This window comes from Pseudomonas lactis (assembly GCF_001439845.1).
In the GTDB taxonomy this organism is placed as follows: Bacteria; Pseudomonadota; Gammaproteobacteria; order Pseudomonadales; family Pseudomonadaceae; genus Aquipseudomonas; species Aquipseudomonas lactis.
Genome location: NZ_JYLO01000010.1, coordinates 29,779 through 51,702, shown reverse-complemented (window position 1 = coordinate 51,702; position 21,924 = coordinate 29,779). Strand labels below are relative to the sequence as shown.

The window sequence follows — 21,924 nt, the reverse complement described above, 5'->3', positions numbered from 1 at the left end:
GCTGTCGCCGCTGTCTTTAGTTTTCCTGCAACAACGGTTGCAAGGCTTTGTCGATGGCTTCTCGGGCCCGGAAAATCCGTGACCTCACAGTCCCCACCGGACATTGCATGACGCTCGCAATGTCTTCGTAACTCAGACCATCGAATTCACGTAAAGTTAACGCCGTACGCAAATCTTCTGGCAGTTGCTGAATAGTGCGATGAACGGTGCCTTCGATCTCGTCGCGCAGCAATGCACGCTCCGGCGACTCGAGATCTTTGAGGCCGTGATCACCATCGTAAAATTCTGCATCTTCTGAACTGACATCACTGTCTGGTGGGCGGCGACCGCGTGACACCAGATAGTTTTTCGCCGTGTTAATGGCGATGCGGTACAGCCAAGTATAAAACGCACTGTCACCGCGGAAATTTCCAAGTGCACGGTAAGCCTTGATAAAGGCTTCCTGTGCAACGTCCTGCGCTTCATGGGTGTCGTGCACAAACCGCACGATCAACCCGAGAATTTTGTGCTGGTATTTCAGCACTAGCAGATCAAATGCTCGCTTATCACCGCGCTGTACGCGCTCGACCAGCTGCTGATCCTCTTCCTGGGTTAGCATGAACACTCCTCGTTGTACTTGAAGGAGGCTTGCATAACTAAACGATCAGGCTTGCAAACATAGACTCGGGCTTTTCGCAAAAGTTCTCCCCCTTCAAGCAAGTTTCCGGCATGCACTGATTTGGCACACACGAAAAACGCAGCACGGTCGGTGCCGGCTGCGCGAATAATCTTGTCGCCGGTTTCGTGACGCGTCCAATGCTCCCGACGGGCCAATAAACTCAACGTTTTCCCAGCTTTCGGGCAACCTGCTATTGAGTCGGGGCTTATGCAAAAAGTTCCCGTCCCGCCAACCGGCCGTTTCCCAACGCTGCGCAGCATAATCTCACAATGCCACGAAGGCGTGGCTATTGTGCCGCTCCACCCCTCTATATACTAGTGGCCCGTGTGACCCTTTGATTCGCCGATCCAGGCGTCCTGTTTGCGCCCCCCTTTGGATCGCTTTTTGCGGAATCCGTCAAATGAGCCAACAGTTTCAACACGATGTCCTCGTCATCGGCAGCGGCGCCGCCGGCTTGAGCCTGGCCCTGACCCTGCCCAGCCATTTGCGTATAGCGGTTTTGAGCAAAGGCGACCTGGCCAACGGCTCGACCTTCTGGGCCCAGGGCGGCGTGGCTGCGGTGCTGGACGACACAGACACCGTGCAATCCCACGTCGAAGACACCCTTAACGCCGGCGGTGGCCTGTGCAACGAAGACGCCGTGCGCTTCACCGTCGAGCACAGCCGGGAAGCCATCCAATGGTTGATCGACCAAGGTGTGCCCTTCACCCGCGATGAACATGCCGGCAGCGACGACGGTGGCTTTGAGTTCCACCTGACCCGCGAAGGCGGCCACAGCCATCGCCGAATCATTCACGCTGCCGATGCCACCGGGGCCGCGATTTTCAAGACCCTGCTCGATCAGGCCCGCCAACGCCCCAACATCCAATTGCTGGAGCAGCGCGTCGCCGTCGACCTGATCACCGAAAAACGCCTGGGCCTGCCGGGCGAACGCTGCCTGGGCGCCTACGTACTGAACCGCACCAGCGGTGAAGTCGATACCTATGGCGCACGCTTCACCATTCTCGCCTCGGGCGGCGCCGCCAAAGTCTACCTCTATACCAGCAACCCCGACGGTGCGTGCGGCGACGGCATTGCGATGGCCTGGCGCTCGGGCTGCCGGGTCGCCAACCTGGAGTTCAACCAATTCCACCCCACGTGCCTGTATCACCCGCAGGCCAAGAGCTTTTTGATCACCGAAGCCCTGCGCGGCGAAGGCGCACATTTGAAGCTGCCCAATGGCGAACGCTTCATGCAGCGCTTCGACCCACGCGCCGAGCTGGCACCACGCGATATCGTCGCCCGCGCCATCGACCACGAAATGAAGCGCCTGGGTATCGACTGCGTGTATCTGGACATCAGCCACAAGCCCGAAGCCTTCATCAAGACCCACTTCCCGACCGTCTACGAACGCTGCCTGACCTTCAATATCGACATCACCAAGGGCCCGATCCCCGTGGTGCCGGCCGCGCACTACACCTGCGGTGGCGTGATGGTCGATCAGCATGGCCGCACCGACGTGCCGGGCCTGTATGCCATCGGCGAAACCAGCTTCACTGGCCTGCACGGCGCCAACCGCATGGCCAGCAATTCATTGCTCGAATGCTTCGTGTATGCCCGCTCGGCGGCAGCGGACATTCTTGAGCAACTGCCGCGCATCCCGGTACCAGCCGCCCTGCCCCGCTGGGATGCGAGCCAGGTCACTGATTCGGACGAAGACGTGATCATCGCTCACAACTGGGACGAGCTGCGACGCTTCATGTGGGACTATGTGGGCATCGTGCGCACCAACAAGCGCCTGCAAAGGGCGCAACATCGGGTGCGCTTGCTGCTGGATGAGATCGACGAGTTCTACAGCAACTACAAGGTCAGCCGCGACCTGATCGAATTGCGCAACCTGGCCCAAGTGGCCGAGCTGATGATCCGGTCGGCCATGGAGCGCAAGGAAAGCCGCGGCTTGCATTACACCCTCGACTATCCACAGATGCTGCCCGAAGCCCGGGACACTATCCTGGTGCCAACCACCTACGCCGGCTGAACTTCAGGCGTACCCGCAGGCGCCGGTGCACATCGGCGGCCTGTGCATCCCTTGGCACGCAGATGGACCGCACTCGCCGTTCACCCTGCGCCCGGTAACGCAACACCACGATGAGCGGCAACGCCAGGCTGTCGGGCCGCAGTTGCACAGGGTGCCACCCGCGTGCGGCGCTCCATAATTGCCAGCCATCGTCGTCACGGCGCAGGCCACGAATCGACGAACGGTGAGTGAGCAGAATTTGCCGCGGTAACACCCAGGCACAATGAGCCAGGCATAACAGGATGCCCAGGCTTGAGTAAGGCAGGTTTAGAACCAGCAGGCTGCCCAGCGCGATCAGTTGGGCAAGCACATAGGCCGCCAGCAACAGCCGCGAGGCCTGCCAGCGGCATTCGAAACGATTACTTGGGCTGGACACGGTCCAGGATCATCCGAACCATGCGCTGCAGCTCCGGGTCTTCGGATTCGGCGCGCTCCATGAACCAGCCAAACATGTCCTGGTCTTCGCACTCGAGCAACCTGACGTAGAGGTCGCGGTCCACCTGATTGAGCGTCGCGTACACCTCTTTGGTGAAAGGCACCAGCAACACATCCAGCTCCAGCATGCCGCGACGGCTGTGCCAGTAGAGGCGATTGATTTCTACATCTTCGACCATGGAGCCCTCCTAAAATAGAGCGCAAGTATACAGCCCCGACGACACTGGAACAGTCGGCTTTGGTCGCCCTATATGGAAACTATGCATTTGCCGGACGCCCCTCTATGATGCACCCATGACTTTTTGACCTGCGATGACCCATGGCTGACTCCGCTTTTTTCTGCTCCCTGTCCCACGAAGGCGTTCTCGCCGTCCGCGGCTCTGATGCTGCCAAGTTCCTGCAGGGCCAACTGACCTGCAACCTCAATTACCTGAGTGAAACCCAGGCCAGCCTGGGCGCGCGCTGCACGCAAAAAGGCCGGATGCAGTCGAGCTTCCGCATCCTGCTGCAGGGGGATGGCGTACTCCTGGCCATGGCCACCGAGTTGCTTGAACCGCAGCTGGCAGATTTGAAAAAGTACGCGGTGTTCTCTAAATCCAAGCTCACCGACGAAAGCGCTGCCTGGGCGCGCTTCGGCCTGGCTAACGCAGACGCGGCCTTGACCGCTCTGGGCCTGGAACTGCCGGTCGAGACCGACAGCGTGGCACGCAACGAGGCATTGATCGCCGTCCGCGTTTCCCAGGGCCGTGCCGAACTCTGGGTACCTGCCGAACACGCCGACGCCGTGCGCAGCCAATTGGCCGCGCAGTTGCAACAGTCTGAATTGAATGCCTGGCTACTTGGCCAGATCCGTGCCGGTATCGGCCAGGTGATGCCCCAGACGCGCGAGCTGTTCATCCCGCAGATGCTCAACCTGCAGGCCGTGGGTGGCGTCAGCTTCAAGAAAGGCTGCTACACCGGCCAGGAAATCGTCGCGCGCATGCAGTACCTGGGCAAACTCAAGCGGCGTCTGTATCGCCTGAACCTGGAGGCTGCCGAACTCCCCGAGCCAGGTACTCCACTGTTTTCCCCCAGCCATAACAGCGCAATCGGCGAAGTGGTCATCGCCGCAAAAGCTGACCAGTCGATTGAACTTCTCGCTGTGCTGCAAGCCGAAGCTGCCGACAGTGGCGACGTGCGCTTGGGCACCTTGGAAGGCCCAGGCCTGCACTTGCTTGACCTGCCCTACCAACTGGACCGAGATCGCGAGATCCAGCGTTAATCGCCGTACTTTTTTGCAGCACCCTAGAGAGCATGAATGAACAAGCTGGCGGAAAAAGTCCAACAAGCGTTGGTAACGGCCATCGACAACGATGACCTGGTTCTGCCGACATTGCCGGAGGTGGCCCTGAAAATTCGCCAGGCCGCCGAAGACCCGGAGATCAGCATCAGCCACCTGAGCAAAGTGATCAGTCGTGACACGGCCCTGTCGGCGCGCCTGATCAAAGTGGTCAACAGCCCGTTGCTGCGGGCCAGCCAGGAAGTCACCGACCTGCACACCGCCATCACCCGGCTCGGTACCAACTACAGCAGCAACCTGGCTATCGGCCTGGTGATGGAGCAGATCTTTCACGCCCGCTCCGAGGTGGTCGAACAGAAAATGCGCGACGTGTGGCGCCGCAGCCTGGAGGTGGCGGGCGTGAGCTACGCCTTGTGCCGTCGCCACAGCCAGCTCAAGCCGGACCAGGCGGCGCTGGGCGGCCTGGTGCATCAGATCGGCGTGCTGCCGATCCTCACGTATGCCGAGGACCATTATGAGCTGCTGGCCGACCCCGTCAGCCTCAACCACGTCATCGACAGCATTCACCCGGTGCTGGGGGACAAGCTGCTACGGGTGTGGGACTTCCCCGAGATGCTGGTGAACGTGCCGGGCCAATACCTGGACCTGACACGCGACTCTGCCAGCCTGGATTACGTCGACCTGGTGCAAGTCGCCGCGCTGTACTGCCACCGCGGCACCGACCATCCCCTGGGCACCGTGCCGCTTGCCACATTGCCGGCTCTCATGAAGTTACGCATAGACCTGCACAGCGACGCCCTGCGCAGCGAACTGGACGAAGCCCGCTCGATGTTTTACTGATCAACCCGCGATAAAACTCACGCGTACCTTAAGCCCCGCCAGCTCGCCATCATGCAGGCTGATCTGCGCCAGGTGCGCACGGCAAATCTCCCCGACAATCGCCAACCCCAAGCCCGAGCCCATGCCCTGCTGGCTGCGTCGATAAAAGCGCTCGAACACCCGGTCCCGCTCATCCAGCGGGATACCGGGGCCGTCATCTTCCACCTCCAGCACCGCCGGGGCCGTCACCCGCAGAATCACATTGCCGCCGGGTGGCGTATGGGCCAAGGCGTTGTCCACCAGGTTGCTCAGCAGCTCATTGAGCAGCGTCGGTTCGCCACGCAGCCATACCGGCTCATCGGCCTCCAGCGCCAGCGCCACGCCCCGCGCGTGGGCCAGCGGCGCCATGGCCATACCGAGCTCACGGGCCAACTGGCTTAAATCGAGCAACTGCGCACCACCTTCGGCAATGGCCCGGGCACCGTTTTCGATGCGGGCCAGGGACAACAATTGATTGGCCAGGTGCGTCAAGCGGTCGGTGCCCTGGGCGGCCGTTTCCAGGGTGCTGCGCCAGGTGGCCGGTTCTTCGGCACGCAGGCCCAGTTCCAGCCTGGCCTTGAGCGCCGCCAGGGGTGTGCGCAGTTCGTGGGCAGCATCGGCAATAAACTGCGCCTGACGCTCGAACTGCCCGCGCAGGCGTTCGGTGAAATGGTTGAGCGAGCGCACCAGTGGGCCGAACTCGTCCTGAACTTCCACCAAAGGCAGGGGCCGCAGGTCATCGGGCTGGCGCTCTTCCACCGCCGTGCGCAGGCGTTCCAGCGGGCGCAGGGCGGCGCTTACCGCGAACCACACCAGCAACAATGCGCCGATGGCGAGCATGCCCAGGCGCAGCAGGGTGTCAGCCATCAGGCTTCGGGCCATGGCCACCCGCGCTTCGTCGGTCTCCGCGACACGAATTTCGGCCATGCCATTCATGTTCGGCTCCGAGACGGCCTTGAGCAGGCTCACCACCCGTACGTGCTGGCCCAGGTACATGGCGTTGTAGAACCGCGCCAAGGCTGGGTAATCGTCGGTGCGGGGCGTGCCGGGCGGCGGGCCGGGCAGGTTTTCGTAACCGGAAATCAGCTTCTGATCAATGTCATTGACCTGATAATAAATGCGCCCGGCACTGTCGTAGGCAAAGGTGTCCAGGGCTACATAAGGCACATTGGCGCTGAGGGTGCCGTCCACCTGGGTCAAGCCGGCGGCAATGGTTCGCGCCGAGGCCAGCAGCGTGCGGTCATAGGCGGTGTCGGCGGCTTCGCGACCGTTCCAATAAGCGCTCATGCCGCTGGCGAGCATCAACAGCACCAGCAACAGCGCCAGGTTGCACAGCAAGCGCCAGCGCAGGCTGCTGGGCTTATGCATCACGGGCTTCCAGCAAGTAGCCAAGGCCACGGAAGGTAACAATGGCGATGGGCTGGCCATCGAGCTTCTTGCGCAGGCGATGCACGTAAATTTCGATGGCGTCAGGGCTGGCCTCCTCGTCCAGGCCAAATACCTGGGAAGCCAATTGTTCCTTGCTCATCACGCGACCCGGCCGGGCAATCAAGGCTTCGAGCACCGCTTGCTCTCGGGAGGTCAAGGTCATCAGTTCGCCTGCGACCGTGAAGCGCCGGGTGTCGAGGTCGTACACCAGTACACCGCAGGTCTGCTGGCGCTCGCCGCCCAACACGCTGCGCCGCAACAGTGCCTTGACCCGTGCTTCAAGCTCCGAGAGTTCAAACGGCTTGGCCAGGTAGTCATCGGCGCCCAGGTTCAGGCCGTGCACGCGGTCTTTTACATCACTGCGAGCAGTCAGCATCAGCACCGGCAGGTTTTTTCCACGTGCCCGCAAACGCGCGAGCACCTCGAAGCCATCCAGGCGCGGCAACCCTACGTCCAGGATCACCGCGGCGTATTCCTCGCTGCTCAAGGCCAGGTCCGCCGCCACGCCGTCATGCAACACATCAACGGTCAAACCCATGCTCTTGAGCGCTTGGGCGACACTTTCGGCGAGCTGCAGATGGTCTTCAACCAACAGGACACGCATGGATTTCTACCTCATTCAGGGGTGGTCGGCGCCACGCTTTGCCCGGCAGTTTACAGCCGCAACCTGGCCTGTGAAGCCCGAAAACATTGAAAGGCGATTGAAAGGTTAGTGAAAGCTTCGCCCTTTAGGATCTAAGCACGGTGGTCTATGCCCGCCGAGTTGCCTGACCCGTAGCGCCCGAAAAACGCCTCGAAGCGTTTTCGCCAAAATAAGAACAATAACGGAGTACACCACGATGCTGTCGACCCAGCCACAGGCTTGCGCGCCTGTTCGCTCTTCCCGCCTGACCCATACCGCCCTCGCCAGTGCCGCCGCCCTTGCCGGCTTTGCGCCGCTCAGCCAGGCTGCCTTCTTCGAAGACAGTAGCGCGACCCTGGAAACCCGCAACATGTACTTCAACCGCGACTTTCGCGACGGTACCAGTGCGCAGCAATCCAAGCGCGACGAATGGGCACAAGGCTTCATGCTCAATGTGCAATCGGGCTACACCGACGGCACCGTCGGCTTTGGCGTGGATGCGCTGGGCATGCTCGGCGTCAAGCTCGACTCCAGCCCCGACCGCACCGGCACCGGCCTGCTGCCGACCCACGATGACGGCCGCGCCGCCAACGAGTACTCCAAGCTGGGCCTGACCGGCAAAGTGAAAATCTCCGCCACTGAGCTTAAGATCGGCTCGCTGATCCCCGAACTGCCGATCCTCAAGCCCAACGACGGGCGCATCCTGCCGCAGACCTTCAACGGTGGCTTGATCACTTCCAAGGAATTCAAGAACCTGGTGTTCACCGGTGGCCGCCTGGACAAAGCCAAGGACCGCGACGACACCAACTACGAAGACATCGCGCTCAATAACAAGAACAGCCGCTTCCTCAGCGGTGCCACCGGCAAGCACTTCAACTTTGGTGGCGTGGACTACAAGTTCGCCGAAAAGGTCACCGGCAGCTACCACTTCGCCCAACTTGACGACGTTTACCGCCAGCACTTCCTCGGCATGGTCGCATCCCGCCCGATGGGCCCTGGCACCTTCGCCGCCGACCTGCGCCTAGCCATCAGTGATGACACCGGCTCAGCGCGCGGCGGCAATATCGATAACAAATCCCTCAACGGCCTGTTCAGCTATGCCCTCAATGGCCACAAGCTCAGCGCCGGCTACCAGCACATGTCCGGCGACAGCGCCTTCCCGTATGTGGATGGCAGTGACCCGTACCTGGTCAACTTCGTGCAGATCAACGATTTTGCCGGCGCCGAAGAACGCTCCTGGCAGGCACGTTACGACTACGATTTCGCCAAGCTGGGCATTCCGGGCTTGAGTTTCATGAGCCGTTACCTCTCGGGTGACAACATCAAGCTCAAGAATGGCGAGACCGGCAAGGAGTGGGAACGCAACAGCGAGATCAAGTACGTGGTGCAAAGCGGCACGTTCAAAGATGTGGCCGTGCGCCTGCGTAACGCCACCTATCGCTCCAACTATTCGGCCCGTGACGCAGATGAAATGCGCTTGCTGGTCAGCTACAGCGTCGCACTTTGGTAGTACCCCCTCATAACAACAACGATGGAGATCACCATGACCCTTTCACTGCGTAAATTTGCCCTTGCCGCCGGCTGCATGCTGTTCGCCGGCCAACTGCTGGCCGCCGACGAACCCAAGCGTCCGGAATGTATTGCCCCAGCCTCGCCTGGCGGCGGTTTTGACCTGACCTGCAAGCTGGCGCAAAGCGCGCTGGTGAATCAAAAGCTGCTGACCAAGCCGATGCGCGTGACCTACATGCCAGGCGGCGTGGGCGCGGTGGCCTACAACGCGGTCGTCGCCCAGCGCCCTGCGGATGCCGGCACCCTGGTCGCCTGGTCGAGCGGTTCGCTGTTGAACCTGGCCCAGGGCAAGTTCGGCCGTTTTGATGAAAGCGCCGTCCGCTGGTTGGCGGCGGTTGGCACCAGTTATGGCGCCATCGCTGTGAGAAGCGACTCGCCCTACAAAACCCTCGATGATCTGGTCAAAGCCTTGAAGAAAGACCCAGGCAGCGTGGTGATTGGCTCTGGCGGCACCGTCGGCAGCCAGGACTGGATGCAAACCGCACTGATTGCCAAGGCCGCCGGGATCAACCCGCGCGAGCTGCGTTACGTCGCCCTTGAGGGCGGCGGTGAAATCGCCACAGCCTTGCTGGGTGGTCACATCCAAGTGGGCAGTACCGACATCTCCGACTCCATGCCACATATCCAGAGCGGCGACATGCGCCTGCTGGCAGTGTTCTCCGAGAAGCGCCTGGATGAGCCGGAAATGAAGGATATTCCGACCGCCAAAGAGCAAGGCTACGACATCGTCTGGCCGGTGGTGCGTGGCTTCTACCTGGGGCCAAAGGTCAGCGATGAAGACTACGCCTGGTGGAAAGCCGCCTTCGACAAACTGCTGGCTTCCGAGGAGTTCGCCAAGCTGCGTGACCAGCGCGAGCTGTTCCCGTTTGCCATGACCGGCCAGGAGCTGGACACCTACGTGAAGAAGCAGGTGGCTGACTACAAAGTGCTGGCCAAAGAGTTCGGCCTGATCCAGTAATCGCCCCTCTTTTTGTGTAATGCCCCTGTAGGAGCGAGCTTGCTCGCGAAGAACGCAAGTACACCGTGTGCATCCAGGATGGCCGGCGTCATCGTTGACGTTTTTCGCGAGCAAGCTCGCTCCTACAAGAGGGGCCTTGGAGTTTTCTATGCTCTTACAACGCATTTTTGCCGCGGTGCTGTTACTGGCCTGTATCGGCCTGGCACTGATGGCCTGGCCGTATCAGGCGGCCTTTTCCTACGAACCCGTGGGGCCCAGGGCCTTCCCCCTGCTGCTGCTCGGGCTGATGGGCCTGGCGCTCATCTACATGATGATTCGCCCGCAGGCGACCAAACACACCGACGATGAACCCGCACTGGACCAACCCACGTTGATCAAGATCGGCATCTGTGTGGCCCTGCTGCTGGTGTTTGCCGGCACGTTCGAATCCTTGGGCTTCATTCTCAGCAGCATGCTGATCGGTATTCCGATGGCACGGCTGTATGGCGGCCGCTGGTTGCCCAGCGTGGTGATCATCACCTTGATGAGCGTCGGTCTTTATCTGCTGTTCGATAAAACCATGGACGTACCGTTGCCCCTCGGCCTGCTCGACGTTCTGGAGAACTGATATGGATACTTTTGGCTATTTGGGCCAGGGTTTCGGCGTTGCGCTGAGCCCCTATAACCTGGTGACCGCGTTGTGCGGCACCTTGATCGGCACCGTGGTCGGCCTGTTGCCGGGCCTGGGCCCGATCAACGGAGTGGCGCTGTTGATCCCCATCGCCTTCGCCCTGGGCTTGCCGCCCGAGTCGGCGCTGATCCTGCTGGCAGCCGTGTACCTGGGCTGCGAATACGGTGGCCGCATCAGTTCGATTCTGCTGAACATCCCGGGCGAAGCGTCCACCGTGATGACCACCCTCGACGGTTACCCGATGGCCCGCAAAGGCCTGGCTGGCGTGGCACTGTCGTTGTCGGCCTGGAGTTCGTTCATCGGCGCGTTTATCGCCACCTGCGGCATGGTGCTGTTCGCCCCGCTGCTGGCCAAGTGGGCGATTGCGTTCGGCCCGGCGGAATACTTCGTATTGATGGTGTTTGCGATTGTCTGCCTGGGCGGCATGGCCGGTGACAAACCGCTGAAGACTTTTGTTGCGGCGCTGATCGGCTTGTTCCTTTCCTGCGTGGGCATCGACGCCAACAGCGGTGTGTACCGCTTTACCGGCGACAATATTCACCTGACCGACGGCATCCAGTTCGTGGTGCTGGTACTGGGGCTGTTCTCCATCAGCGAGATTCTGCTGCTGCTGGAAAAAACCCACCGTGGCCAGGAAGCAGTGAAAGCCACCGGGCGCATGATGTTCAACGCCAAGGAAGCCTTGTCGGTACTCACCGTGAACCTGCGTTGCGGCGTGTCGGGCTTTATCATCGGCGTGTTGCCGGGTGCCGGTGCGACCATGGCGTCGGCCGTTGCCTACATGACCGAGAAACGCATCGCAGGCGCGAGCGGCAAGTTCGGCCAAGGCGACATGCGCGGCCTGGCCGCCCCTGAAACCGCGATTGGCGCATCGGTTTGCGGCGCCATGGTACCGATGCTGACCCTCGGTGTTCCGGGCTCGGGCACCACAGCGGTGATGATCGGCGCCCTGTCGCTGTACAACATCACTCCTGGCCCGCTGCTGTTCCAACAGCAACCGGACATTGTCTGGGGCCTGATCGCGTCGTTGTTCATTGCCAACATCATGCTGGTGGTGCTCAACATCCCGATGATCCGCATCTTCACCCGTATCCTCGCCGTGCCGAACTGGGCGCTGGTGCCGGTGATCGCCATCATCACCGCGATTGGCGTGTACGCCGTGCATGCCACCACCTTCGATCTGTTCCTGATGATCGCCATCGGCATCTTCGGCTACATCCTGCGCAAGCTGGACTTCCCGCTGTCGCCGCTGCTGCTGGGCTTTATCCTCGGCGGCCTGATGGAGCAGAACCTGCGCCGTGCGCTGTCGATCTCCAACGGTGCGCTGGAAATCCTGTGGTCGAGCCCGATCACCTTTGGCGTCTGGGTACTCACCGCAATCATGCTGCTTGTACCGCTGCTGCGTATCTGGCGTAAACGCGTGCAACAGCGTCGTGCCCTGGCCGATGTCTGAGGTCACCTTTAAACATTGGTGGGGAACACCGCTGGTCGGCCTGGCCGGCGGTTACCTGGCCAGCCTGGTGGGCTGGCCTTTGCCGTACATGGTCGGCTCGTTGCTGGCGATCATCCTGGTGCGGTGCCTCACGCCCTGGCAGTTGGCGGAGATTCCCGGCGGGCGCAAATGCGGCCAATGGGTGGTGGGCATCGGCATCGGCCTGCACTTCACCCCGGTGGTGATCGAGCAGGTGATGAGCCATTTCGGCCTGATCTTCTTCGGCGCACTGGTCACCAGCTTGTCGAGCGTGGTGGGCGTGTGGTTGATGCGCCGCAGCGGTGAAGACCGTGCCACGGCGTTTTTCTCCAGCATGCCGGGCGGTTCCGGCGAGATGGTCAACCTCGGCGCCCGCAATGGCGCGGTGCTCAGCCGGGTTGCGGCCGGGCAAAGCCTGCGAGTGCTGGTGGTGGTGCTGTGTGTGCCGGCGATCTTCAAGTATTTGCTCGGAGGCGGCGCGCCGCAGTTTCATCCGGCGCCCGTAGACTGGGCCTGGCTGGCCCTGCTGTTTCCGGTGGGTGCGCTGGTCGCCTGGGGCTGGCAACGCTTGCGCCAACCCAACCCCTGGTTGTTCGGACCATTGCTGGTGAGTGCGGTGGCGAGCGTGACCTGGGATTTGCACATCGGCCTGCCAGACGGCGGCAGCCAGATCGGCCAATGGTTGATCGGCAGCGGTTTGGGTTGCCACTTCAATCGGCAGTTCTTTCGTCGCGCGCCATCGTTCATGGGCCGCACCTTGATTGGCACGGCATTGACCATGCTGCTGGCGACATTGGCGGCGGTGGGCTTGAGCGCCCTCACTCACCTCGACCTGCGATCACTGACCCTGGGCATGATGCCAGGCGGTATCGCTGAGATGAGCCTGACGGCTGAAACCCTGCAGCTGTCGGTGCCCTTGGTGACGGCGATGCAGGTGATGCGCCTGTTGTTCGTGCTGTTTTTGGCCGAGCCTTTGTTTCGGCACTGGAACCGTCAGCCAGACCCTCTCTAAACCCTCCCACATTCTGAATGTGCCAGGCCTCAGACCGGTGGCAAACGCCACTCGATGGGGGCCTCGCCATTCTGCTCAAGGAACTTGTTGGTCCGGCTGAAATGCCCGCAGCCCAGAAACCCACGATACGCCGACAACGGTGACGGATGCACCGACGTCAGCACCAGATGCTTGGTGGCATCGATGAGCTTCTGCTTGCTTTGAGCATGGGCGCCCCACAGCAGGAACACCAAGTGCGGCTGATGCTCGCTGACCACTTCGATGATTCGATCGGTAAAAAACTGCCAGCCCTTACCCGCATGGGCGTTGGCGTTGGCGCGCTCCACGGTCATGGTGGTGTTGAGCATCAGCACGCCCTGGTCGGCCCAGCTTTGCAGGTAACCGTGGTTGGGGATGTCGATGTTCAGGTCGCGCTTGAGCTCTTTATAGATATTGACCAGCGACGGCGGCGCCGGCACGCCCGGTTGTACCGAGAAGCACAGGCCGTGGGCCTGGCCAGGGCCGTGGTAGGGGTCTTGGCCGAGGATCACCACCTTGACCTTGTCCAGGGGCGTGGAATTAAGGGCATTGAAAATCAACGGGCCGGGCGGGTAGATCTCTTTGCCAGCGGCATGTTCCTGGCGCAGAAACTCGCGCAATTGCGCCATGTAGGGCTTCTCGAACTCATCGCGCAGGGCGTGTTTCCAGCTGGGTTCGAGTTTGATACGGTCGCCATCGGTCATAGTTCAATTGTCTTGTAAAAAAGAATGAGGCGAACCCTAGGAAAGCCGACCCCGCTTGTCAATTGATCTGACACAGCACCGGCACTTTCCCACGAAGGGATCATACTCATCCTTCACCTTCTCGATTGAGGTCACGATGAACCTGCATTTCGAAGAACTGACCGGCAGTGGCGGCGCTCGCATCGGCATCGCCAGCCTGGACGCGCCAAAGTCCCTCAATGCCCTCTCCCTGCCGATGATCCTGGCCCTGGATGAGCGCATGGAGGCTTGGGCCAAAGACCCGCAGATCGTCTGCGTGCTGCTGCGCGGCAACGGCCCCAAAGCCTTTTGCGCCGGTGGCGAAGTGCGCAGCCTGGCCCAGGCATGCCGTGAGCAGCCCGGCGAAGTTCCGGCTCTGGCCGCGCAGTTTTTTGCCGCTGAATATCGTCTTGACTACCGCCTGCACACCTACCCCAAACCGTTGATCTGCTGGGGCCACGGTTATGTATTGGGCGGTGGCATGGGCCTGTTGCAAAGCGCCGCCGTGCGTATCGTTACGCCGAGCAGTCGTTTGGCCATGCCCGAGATCAGCATTGGCTTGTACCCGGATGTGGGGGCCAGTTGGTTCCTATCCCGCCTGCCAGGCAAACTCGGCCTGTTCCTGGGCCTCACCGGCGCCCATATCAACGGTCGTGACGCGCTGGACTTGGGCCTGGCCGATCGTTTCCTGCGCGATGACCAGCAAGACGAATTGCTCGATGGCCTGTTGCAACTGAACTGGCAGGAACAGAGCGCGATGCAACTCAACAGCCTGCTAAAGGCCCTGGGCCAGGAGGCGGTCAGCGATCAACCCGAAGCGCAATGGCTACCGCGCCGCGCACAAATCGACGAATGGCTGGATGTCGGAGATGTACGCTGTGCCTGGCGTGCCTTGAGCCTGCTGCGCGACCACAGCGACCCGCTATTGAACCGCGCCGGCAAAACCCTCAGCGAGGGCTGCCCGCTGACGGCGCATCTGGTGTGGGAACAGCTCCAGCGCGCGCGCCACCTATCCCTGGCCCAGGTGTTCGAGATGGAATACACCCTGAGCCTCAACTGCTGCCGTCATCCGGAGTTCGCCGAAGGCGTTAGGGCGCGCCTGATCGACAAAGACCAGACGCCTCATTGGCACTGGCCGGATATCAACACACTGCCGGATGCAGTGGTGCAAGCGCACTTTGACAAGGCTTGGGAAGGTAGGAATCCTCTGGCAGATTTATCTGACTACTGACAGGTCTGTACGTTTGTCGTTGACCTTGAACGCGCAATTGTCCGGTTGGCTGTCCACGCACGTATACACCGGCAACTCGAACGCATCGGGCTGCAGCTTCCAATACAAGGAGCTGGTCAACGACATGTTGATAATCTCATTGCCCCTGCTTGGCCTCAACACTACTACCCCGTTCCAGCTGGTGCGGTAGATGCACTTGTCCATGTAGCCGTTTCCTCTCTCCTCGCCGTCGCCCGGCATGAAGACTGCGCCAATGAACCCGTCGACAACACCACGCGACGCTACCTTCGGACTTTGCCAGCGCAGGCCATTGTCCTGGGCGCGATAATGGCCATCGGCGTACACGATCTGCGTCGTATAAGGACAGCCCTGCTCCGCTCTTGCCGATGCAATGAAGCCGCTCATCAGCAGGAGCACGCAAATCAATTGTTTGAACATAGGGATTCCATCTGCTCAGTCTCACCACGCAAAAGCACAAGGCTTCTCGTTAGTGAAGTACAGCTAGCGCCTCAAAGATAGCTGTTAAATCTGACAGTACGGACATACGGTACCTATAAAAAACGGCGCATGATGCGCCGCTTGTTTTTCAAGATATTTAACGGTGACCGCCGCGGCCACCTCCGTGGTCGGAACCACGTCCACGCCCGCCATTGCCCCAGCGGTCGCCCCACCCCTGGTTTGGGTAGGGCCGGTAGCCGGCGCGAGGGTAATAGCGCGGGGCCGGTTGGTAGTAGCGCGGCGCCGAATAGTAGCGAGGCTGCGGCGCATAGTAGCGAGGCGCTGGCGCGTAATAGCTGCGCCCAGAAGGGTAATAACGCGGGCCGCCGTAGTAGTAGGCTGGCGCCGGTGCGGTGTAGACCTCGGAGCGATAGTAGGTAGCGCCTCCATCGTAGTAGGGCACGCAGGCTGAAAGGGTCAGGCCGAGCAAAGCGATAAGCAGCAGTCGTCGATACATAGCGGCCTCCTGGACCGCGGAAGAGCTCCTCCAGCGACGCTGGCGAGCGGCATTCAGCCTTCACTGAATGACGAAACATCTGACATCAAAAACCGAATCTGGTGCGTTCGCGACACAAGTGGAAACATCTGTTTCAGACGAAGTGAAGCCTCGCCCAAAAGCCATGGTGATGGAATGCCGCGCAGCCGCGCTGTATCGTGCAATAACTAACGCGCCCTACCCGATTCCCTTCTGAACCGACCCATGACCACACCGACCCTCTGCCCCGCCTGCGGTGCCCGCAACGACTGCTCCCTGGCCGACCCGCGTACCGTCGACCAGGCCTGCTGGTGCTACAGCGTCATCATCAACCCGGCGGTGCTTGAAGCCCTGCCGGATGAGTTGCGCAATAAAGCCTGCCTGTGCCCACGCTGTGCCCAAGTGGACGAACAGTTGCGTAACCGCCATGCGCGTTGATCGCTTCCTCAGCAACCTGCCACAGTTCAATCGCAAGCAAGTGCGCCTGTTGCTGGCGGAGCGCCGGGTAACCGTCGAGGGTGTTGCAGTCAGCGATCCGCACCATCACGTACGTGAATTCAGCCAGGTCTGCGTGGACGGTGAAATCCTGCAAGCGGGCAAGCCGGCGCGTTATTTCATGCTGCACAAACCTCAGGGTTGCGTCAGCGCCACATCAGACCCGCAACACCCCACGGTCCTGGACCTGCTGGACGAACCGGACAAAGCCGACCTGCATATCGCCGGGCGCCTGGATTTCAACACCACCGGCCTGATGCTGATCACCAACGACGGCCAATGGTCGCGGCGCCTCACCCAACCGCAGACCAAGTTGCCCAAGGTGTACCACGTGCGCACCGAACAGGACATCGGCCCGCAGTACGCGCAGACGTTCGCGGCAGGCGTGTATTTCGCTTTTGAAGATCTCACTACCCAACCTGCCGAACTTGAACTGCTGAGCCCCAGAGCGGCCCGGTTGAGCATCATCGAAGGCCGCTATCATCAGGTGAAGCGCATGTTCGGGCACTTTGATAATAAGGTGGTCGGCCTGCACCGCGAGCGAATGGGGCCCTTGGTGCTGGATACGTCGCTTGCGCCGGGTCAGTATCGGCCACTGACTGACGACGAAATCCGACAAGTCTGACGACCGTTCAGCCGGTGATGGCAAAAAACCAGCCGCTTGCCTTGCGACCTGCTTTCGGTGCTGCTTGAATCAAGGCTTCAGCCAGATGATGACTGACGAGTCGCCCTATAACCTCCAAGAAACACCTTGCCTCGCCCGCGCTTGATACCCGGGCCTTCCCGGCAAACCGCCCGCCATAACAACACCCGCCGGCCAGCCGTCATCGGACCGACATGGGCCCTCATTTTCCAGGCGTATGCCTACCTGTCATAAAGCTCGTGCAGAGTGATCTGCGCGCACTACCCGCTTGCCAGGAGTCTTACGACATGAGGCCAGAAATCGCTGTGCTGGATATACAGGGTCAGTTTCGGGTGTACACGGAGTTCTATCGCGCGGACGCAGCGGCCAAGACCATCGTCCTGGTTAACGGCTCCATGGCGACCACAGCGTCCTTCGCTCAAACCGTGAAAAGCCTGTACCCGCAATTCAATGTGGTGTTGTACGACCAGCCCTACGCTGGCCGTTCCAAAATCCACAACCGTCATGAGCACATGCTGACCAAGGAAGTCGAAGGCCAGATCCTCCTGGAACTGCTCGACCACTTCGCCGCTGAACACGTGTTGTCCTTCTCCTGGGGCGGCGCAGCCACGTTGGTTGCCCTCGCCCAGCGACCCCGTCGGGTGGAAAAAGCCGTGATCAGCTCATTCTCGCCGGTGATCAATGCGCCCATGCGTGACTACCTCGAACGTGGCGTCGACTACCTGGGCAACCTCGACCGCGACCGTGTCGGCCACCTTGTCAACAGCACCCTCGGCAAGCACCTGCCGTCGCTGTTCAAGCGCTTCAACTACCGCCATGTCAGCAGCCTGGCCGCACACGAATATGGGCAGATGCATTTTCACATCAGCCACGCGCTCAACAGCGACCGGCAGTGCTACCTCAAGGCCGCCAGACAGATCGACATTCCGGTGCTGTTCTTGAACGGAGAATGGGACGAATACACCAGCGCAGACGACGCCAAGCTGTTTGGCCAGCATGTCGCCAAGAGCAGCTTCAGCACCATCCAGGCGACGGGACACTTCTTGGACATGGAACATAAAGCCGCATGCCGCGATAGCCGTGAGGCCGTGGTGGGCTTCTTGAAAGGGCAGCGGCCCGCCAGCCCGTTGCGATATAGCCAGGGCCAGGCGCAGCATGCATGGGCGCTTTGAAATCAAGCCTGACACTGTGGCGAGCAAGCTTGCTCGCCACACGCAACTCTCACATTTTTCAAAGAAAAACTTCAAATCCAGCCGAACATCTGGTACAAAGTCAGCCGCTCTGAGCGGGTATAGTTTAGTGGCAAAACGAAAGCTTCCCAAGCTTTAGTTGAGGGTTCGATTCCCTCTACCCGCTCCACATTCTTATTCCCTCCCCGTCCCACACCCTCCCGCTACACACTAAACCCCCGCAAACACTGAACAACACCCAATCCCCGCTAATCCCTACTATTCCCCTTTGTGTCCGCTTATCCTTGATTCTGTGTATGGCGCAATGTATGGTGCGCACAACATCGAACCAAACCATACAAGAATCCAGCATGAAGCGATCCGAAATAAAGCGCAGGCCACTGGCCGACACGGTGCTGGCCTCCCTTGAGCCAGAGGAAAAGGAATACCGCGAGAACTATGGAATTGACCGGCTCTATTTCGTGGTCAGCAGCACGGGCCGTAAACGCTGGGAGCTTCGATTCAAGAAGCCCAACGGTATATGGGGATGGCACGGCCTGGGCGCCTATCCGGACGTGACCGCCAAAAAGGCCAGAGAGAAAGCGCAGGAAGCGCAGAGGCTCAATGCCGAAGGCGTAGACCCCATCACCCATAAAGCGACGCTGAAGGCTTCAAGGGATGCAGCCGAGGCGAACACGTTCAAAGCTGCCGCCGATCTATGGCTTGATAAAAAGATCAAGGACGGTCGGGCCGAAAAGACCCTGGCCGGAATCAAAGGCGCGCTGACCAACGACATACTCCCGGCCCTTGGTAGCAAGCCCCTGAGCAGGATCACCAGGGCGGATTGCGCCAACCTCCAGGCAAGCATCGAGAGCCGCGGTGCCCACAACACCGCCGAGAAGGTGCGCGTGTGGGTGAATCAGATATTTGGCCTGGCCATCGGCAAGGGCATGACCGAGAACAACCCAGCCAGCAACTTGATCGACATTGCGGAAAAGGCGCCAGAGGAGTCGCAATACCCGCACCTCTTGGAGTCGGAGCTGCCAGAGTTCTTGCGGGCGATGGCTGAATCACGCAGCGGCACAATCGTTCGCACTGCCGCATGGCTGACACTGCTGACCGCCTCACGGCCAGGCATGACGCGCTGGGCCGAATGGACTGAGGTTGATCTTGATGCTGGCCTGTGGACGGTGCCAGGCGTGAAGATGAAAATGCGGCGTGACCACATCGTGCCGCTACCCACTCAGGCCGTGGAGCTGATCAGGGATCTGCATAGGCTTACTGGTCGGTCGCGCTACCTGTTCCCATCATCGGGCGAGAAGGTGCCGGTTATTTCAGACGCGTCGATCAACAAGTGCTTTGCACTGATCGGGTACAAAGGGAGGATGACTGGCCATGGCAGCCGGCACACCTGCGAAACACTGCTATCCGAATTTGGCTGGGATGAGAATTGGCGGGACATGCACCTGGCCCACAAAAAGGCGGGGCTCAAAGGCGTTTATGACAAGGCAATCTATTTGCCCCAGCGCCAGAAGATGGTGCAGTGGTACGCCGACTATCTCGACGCGCTGCGCGACGGCATGACCGAGGCGCAGCGCAACCAGTTCAAGGCGAAGGTAAATGCCGAGTAGCAAGACGAAACACACACCAGGTGATCGCCTGTAGAATCGCCGCGATATTAATTCACCCCCGGCACTGCCGAAGAAAGGGAAGTCATGCACAGTAAAAACACAAGCTATCGACCCGACATTGACGGACTGCGCGCAATCGCTGTTGTTCTTGTCCTCCTATTCCATTTCGGCCTTGGTGTGCCCGGCGGGTTTATAGGGGTGGATGTTTTTTTTGTTATTTCAGGATTTCTAATTACCGAGGTTATAAAAAACTCAATCTCGAAGAAGCAGTTCACATTCTCTGACTTTTACGTCAGACGATTGCTTCGCCTACACCCTGCACTTCTTGCAACCGTCGCGCTTTGCTTGGGCGCCGGATACCTGCTGATGGACCCGGCATCATTTAGCACACTTGCCAGCGCAAGCAGCTACGCCATATTTTCAGCATCTAATTTTTATTTTTGGATGCACCAAGGATATTTTGATGCTGACGCGCTTACACAACCCCTGCTGCACACTTGGTCGCTGGCGGCCGAATGGCAATTTTATGTGGTCTGGCCATTCGTTGTTTGGGCGGCGCTAAAGGTATCTCCAAGATTCCTGGCCGGCCTGTTGGCGGTAATGACTGTGGTGTCTCTGGCGGCGTCTCAGTGGATGCTTTCATACGATTCGTCAGCTGCATACTTCATGATGCCGTTTCGTGTATTTGAATTGTCCATTGGCGCGCTGCTGGTATTCATCAACAACCACCGCGCAGGAAGAGCTGTCGAGTCATGCGTTCTTGCGGTGGGCGTGGCACTTATCGTGGCAGCAGCTTTTCTCATTGACTCGACTGACCCGTTTCCAGGCCTGCGCGCGCTCGTTCCCTGCCTTGGTGCGGCGGCGTGCATTTATGCCGGGCGGTCTCCTGGGCTGGGCAAGGCTCTGCGTATCAAGCCTGTGGTGTATATCGGGCTAATCTCCTATTCCGTCTACCTAGTCCATTGGCCAATCATTGTATTTTACAAATACTATATATTCAGAGATCTGGAAACAGTCGAGAAAGTTTGCTTACTTGCAGTAGCGATTATTGTCGGCGCGATCATGCACCACACTATTGAAAAATCCTTTATGTCGAAGGACTACAAAAAACGAATTTATGGTTTTTGCATTACGATTATCGCGGCCTCTTTAATTTCATTTGCAGCTCACAAAACAGTAACTTCTGGTGGCTATAGCTTCAGAACACCACAAGCCTATAAAAGTATTACGGATGATCCGGCGAACTTTCACACCAAGAATTATGGCGGTTACCCGTTCGATAACTTCGCAAAATTAGGTGCAAAAAAGAGCGAGCCGGACGCGTATCTGGTGGGCGATAGCTTCGCCTTGCAATACGCCAGCGGTCTGGACCACTATCTCGCACCTGAAAATATTCAAGTGGCGTCACTTGTTAGGCAGGGATGTTATCTGTCATCCAACTATACAAAAATAGAAAACGGCGCTATTGCCACGCCCTGCCTGGATCATTACCAGCAGGTGCTTAACACAATAAAATCTGATAGCAAGCCGCTAATATACGCATCTGCCTGGACCGTATATAGAAATATGCTTGGAGACAAAAACAGCAAATACATAGTGCTTAAAGATGATAATGCTTACATTGATTTCATCATCAAGAACATTGGCGAGTTTCGCCAGGAAATTGGCAATCGCCCACTTATAATAGTTGGCGTTCAGCCTTACACCAACTCAAGCCATTCAGCAGCATCATGCTTGCTGCGCCCTAGATTCATATCACAGCCCTGTGATTTAAGTTTCAATTTCGACCCGAAAGACTCGCCAGCCTTTGAGATTAACAAAAGGCTTCGCAGCTTCGCCGAAAGCTCTACAGATACGTTTTATATTGACCCGTCGGACTCATTATGCCCCGACGGGACATGCCGTAAGTTTCAGGATGGAGAGCTGATGTATTCAGATTTAGTGCATCTATCAATCGCCGGCTCTATGCGCGTTAGCAAGCAAATAGTTCCAAAACTAATAGAAGCAATTAAAGGCAAATAATGAA

The 21,924-nt window shown here is 59.4% G+C and carries 22 protein-coding genes and 1 tRNA gene; 15 read left to right on the top strand and 8 right to left on the bottom strand.

Annotation, left to right across the window (positions count from 1 at the left end):
- Positions 1-16 precede the first annotated feature (16 nt).
- Positions 17-598 (bottom strand): RNA polymerase sigma factor RpoE/AlgU, encoded by a 582-nt coding sequence (gene rpoE, locus TX24_RS18175; protein ID WP_003172477.1) that lies wholly within the window; start codon positions 596-598, stop codon positions 17-19.
- Positions 599-1,058: 460 nt separating this feature from the next.
- Here rpoE and nadB point away from each other — a divergent pair, with 460 nt between their 5' ends.
- Positions 1,059-2,675 carry an L-aspartate oxidase gene (gene nadB / locus TX24_RS18170; protein ID WP_003189449.1) on the top strand — a complete coding sequence of 539 codons (1,617 nt, stop codon included), beginning with the start codon at positions 1,059-1,061 and terminating at the stop codon, positions 2,673-2,675.
- On the opposite strand, the gene TX24_RS18165 is transcribed toward nadB, so the two are convergent.
- A complete protein-coding gene (locus TX24_RS18165) occupies positions 2,644-3,090 on the bottom strand; it encodes a protein YgfX (RefSeq protein ID WP_003189446.1) in 447 nt (148 codons plus the stop codon). The genes nadB and TX24_RS18165 overlap by 32 nt on opposite strands.
- The gene (locus TX24_RS18160) at positions 3,074-3,328 is read right to left on the bottom strand and encodes an FAD assembly factor SdhE (protein WP_003189444.1); all 255 of its coding nucleotides are present in this window, start codon (positions 3,326-3,328) and stop codon (positions 3,074-3,076) included. Before TX24_RS18160 ends, TX24_RS18165 begins: the two co-directional genes overlap by 17 nt.
- A 140-nt stretch (positions 3,329-3,468) precedes the next feature.
- On the opposite strand from TX24_RS18160, the gene ygfZ reads away from it, so the two are divergent.
- Both ygfZ and TX24_RS18150 read left to right on the top strand, forming a co-directional pair.
- Entirely contained in the window at positions 3,469-4,410 is a 942-nt protein-coding gene (gene ygfZ / locus TX24_RS18155) for a CAF17-like 4Fe-4S cluster assembly/insertion protein YgfZ (RefSeq protein WP_003189442.1), read from the top strand.
- 36 nt (positions 4,411-4,446) lie between these two features.
- Positions 4,447-5,268, top strand: coding sequence for an HDOD domain-containing protein (locus TX24_RS18150; RefSeq protein ID WP_003189441.1), 822 nt, complete (start codon positions 4,447-4,449; stop codon positions 5,266-5,268).
- Here the strand turns inward: TX24_RS18150 and TX24_RS18145 are convergent, their stop codons facing one another.
- Both TX24_RS18145 and TX24_RS18140 read right to left on the bottom strand, forming a co-directional pair.
- The gene (locus TX24_RS18145; RefSeq protein ID WP_003189439.1) at positions 5,269-6,654 is read right to left on the bottom strand and encodes a sensor histidine kinase; all 1,386 of its coding nucleotides are present in this window, start codon (positions 6,652-6,654) and stop codon (positions 5,269-5,271) included.
- Entirely contained in the window at positions 6,647-7,318 is a 672-nt protein-coding gene (locus TX24_RS18140) for a response regulator (protein ID WP_003189437.1), read from the bottom strand. Before TX24_RS18140 ends, TX24_RS18145 begins: the two co-directional genes overlap by 8 nt.
- A 235-nt stretch (positions 7,319-7,553) precedes the next feature.
- On the opposite strand from TX24_RS18140, the gene TX24_RS18135 reads away from it, so the two are divergent.
- The 5 genes from TX24_RS18135 to TX24_RS18115 all read left to right on the top strand — a co-directional run bounded on the left by TX24_RS18135 (position 7,554) and on the right by TX24_RS18115 (position 13,016).
- The gene (locus tag TX24_RS18135) at positions 7,554-8,846 is read left to right on the top strand and encodes an OprD family porin (RefSeq protein ID WP_034135076.1); all 1,293 of its coding nucleotides are present in this window, start codon (positions 7,554-7,556) and stop codon (positions 8,844-8,846) included.
- 27 nt (positions 8,847-8,873) lie between these two features.
- Positions 8,874-9,863 (top strand): Bug family tripartite tricarboxylate transporter substrate binding protein, encoded by a 990-nt coding sequence (locus TX24_RS18130; protein WP_169878791.1) that lies wholly within the window; start codon positions 8,874-8,876, stop codon positions 9,861-9,863.
- Positions 9,864-10,011: 148 nt separating this feature from the next.
- Entirely contained in the window at positions 10,012-10,470 is a 459-nt protein-coding gene (locus TX24_RS18125) for a tripartite tricarboxylate transporter TctB family protein (protein ID WP_003189430.1), read from the top strand.
- A 1-nt stretch (position 10,471) separates the two neighbouring features.
- Complete coding sequence (locus TX24_RS18120) at positions 10,472-11,986, top strand: tripartite tricarboxylate transporter permease (protein WP_003189428.1); 1,515 nt, start codon at positions 10,472-10,474, stop codon at positions 11,984-11,986.
- On the top strand, positions 11,979-13,016 hold the full coding sequence (locus tag TX24_RS18115) for an AbrB family transcriptional regulator (RefSeq protein ID WP_003189426.1): 1,038 nt from the start codon (positions 11,979-11,981) through the stop codon (positions 13,014-13,016). The genes TX24_RS18120 and TX24_RS18115 overlap by 8 nt, the downstream gene beginning before the upstream one ends.
- A 29-nt stretch (positions 13,017-13,045) precedes the next feature.
- On the opposite strand, the gene ung is transcribed toward TX24_RS18115, so the two are convergent.
- Positions 13,046-13,738, bottom strand: coding sequence for a uracil-DNA glycosylase (gene ung, locus TX24_RS18110; protein ID WP_003189424.1), 693 nt, complete (start codon positions 13,736-13,738; stop codon positions 13,046-13,048).
- A gap of 136 nt (positions 13,739-13,874) precedes the next feature.
- Between ung and TX24_RS18105 the strand changes: the two genes are divergently transcribed.
- Positions 13,875-14,987, top strand: coding sequence for an enoyl-CoA hydratase/isomerase family protein (locus TX24_RS18105; RefSeq protein ID WP_003189421.1), 1,113 nt, complete (start codon positions 13,875-13,877; stop codon positions 14,985-14,987).
- Here TX24_RS18105 and TX24_RS18100 read toward each other — a convergent pair.
- Positions 14,973-15,425, bottom strand: coding sequence for a DUF3757 domain-containing protein (locus TX24_RS18100; RefSeq protein WP_032900451.1), 453 nt, complete (start codon positions 15,423-15,425; stop codon positions 14,973-14,975). The genes TX24_RS18105 and TX24_RS18100 overlap by 15 nt on opposite strands.
- 157 nt (positions 15,426-15,582) lie before the next feature.
- A complete protein-coding gene (locus tag TX24_RS18095) occupies positions 15,583-15,942 on the bottom strand; it encodes a hypothetical protein (protein WP_019818497.1) in 360 nt (119 codons plus the stop codon).
- Between the two features lie 243 nt (positions 15,943-16,185).
- On the opposite strand from TX24_RS18095, the gene TX24_RS18090 reads away from it, so the two are divergent.
- The 6 genes from TX24_RS18090 (at position 16,186) to TX24_RS18065 (ending at position 21,920) form a co-directional block, all read left to right on the top strand.
- Positions 16,186-16,398, top strand: coding sequence for a cysteine-rich CWC family protein (locus TX24_RS18090; protein WP_057710821.1), 213 nt, complete (start codon positions 16,186-16,188; stop codon positions 16,396-16,398).
- Positions 16,388-17,080 (top strand): pseudouridine synthase, encoded by a 693-nt coding sequence (locus TX24_RS18085; RefSeq protein WP_057710820.1) that lies wholly within the window; start codon positions 16,388-16,390, stop codon positions 17,078-17,080. The genes TX24_RS18090 and TX24_RS18085 overlap by 11 nt, the downstream gene beginning before the upstream one ends.
- Before the next feature lie 305 nt (positions 17,081-17,385).
- Positions 17,386-18,270 carry an alpha/beta fold hydrolase gene (locus TX24_RS18080; protein ID WP_057710819.1) on the top strand — a complete coding sequence of 295 codons (885 nt, stop codon included), beginning with the start codon at positions 17,386-17,388 and terminating at the stop codon, positions 18,268-18,270.
- A gap of 113 nt (positions 18,271-18,383) precedes the next feature.
- A tRNA-Gly gene (locus TX24_RS18075) sits at positions 18,384-18,457 on the top strand.
- Positions 18,458-18,638: 181 nt separating this feature from the next.
- Positions 18,639-19,898 (top strand): tyrosine-type recombinase/integrase, encoded by a 1,260-nt coding sequence (locus tag TX24_RS18070; protein WP_057710818.1) that lies wholly within the window; start codon positions 18,639-18,641, stop codon positions 19,896-19,898.
- A gap of 84 nt (positions 19,899-19,982) precedes the next feature.
- Positions 19,983-21,920, top strand: coding sequence for an acyltransferase family protein (locus TX24_RS18065; RefSeq protein ID WP_057710817.1), 1,938 nt, complete (start codon positions 19,983-19,985; stop codon positions 21,918-21,920).
- The last annotated feature ends 4 nt before the right edge of the window (positions 21,921-21,924 follow it).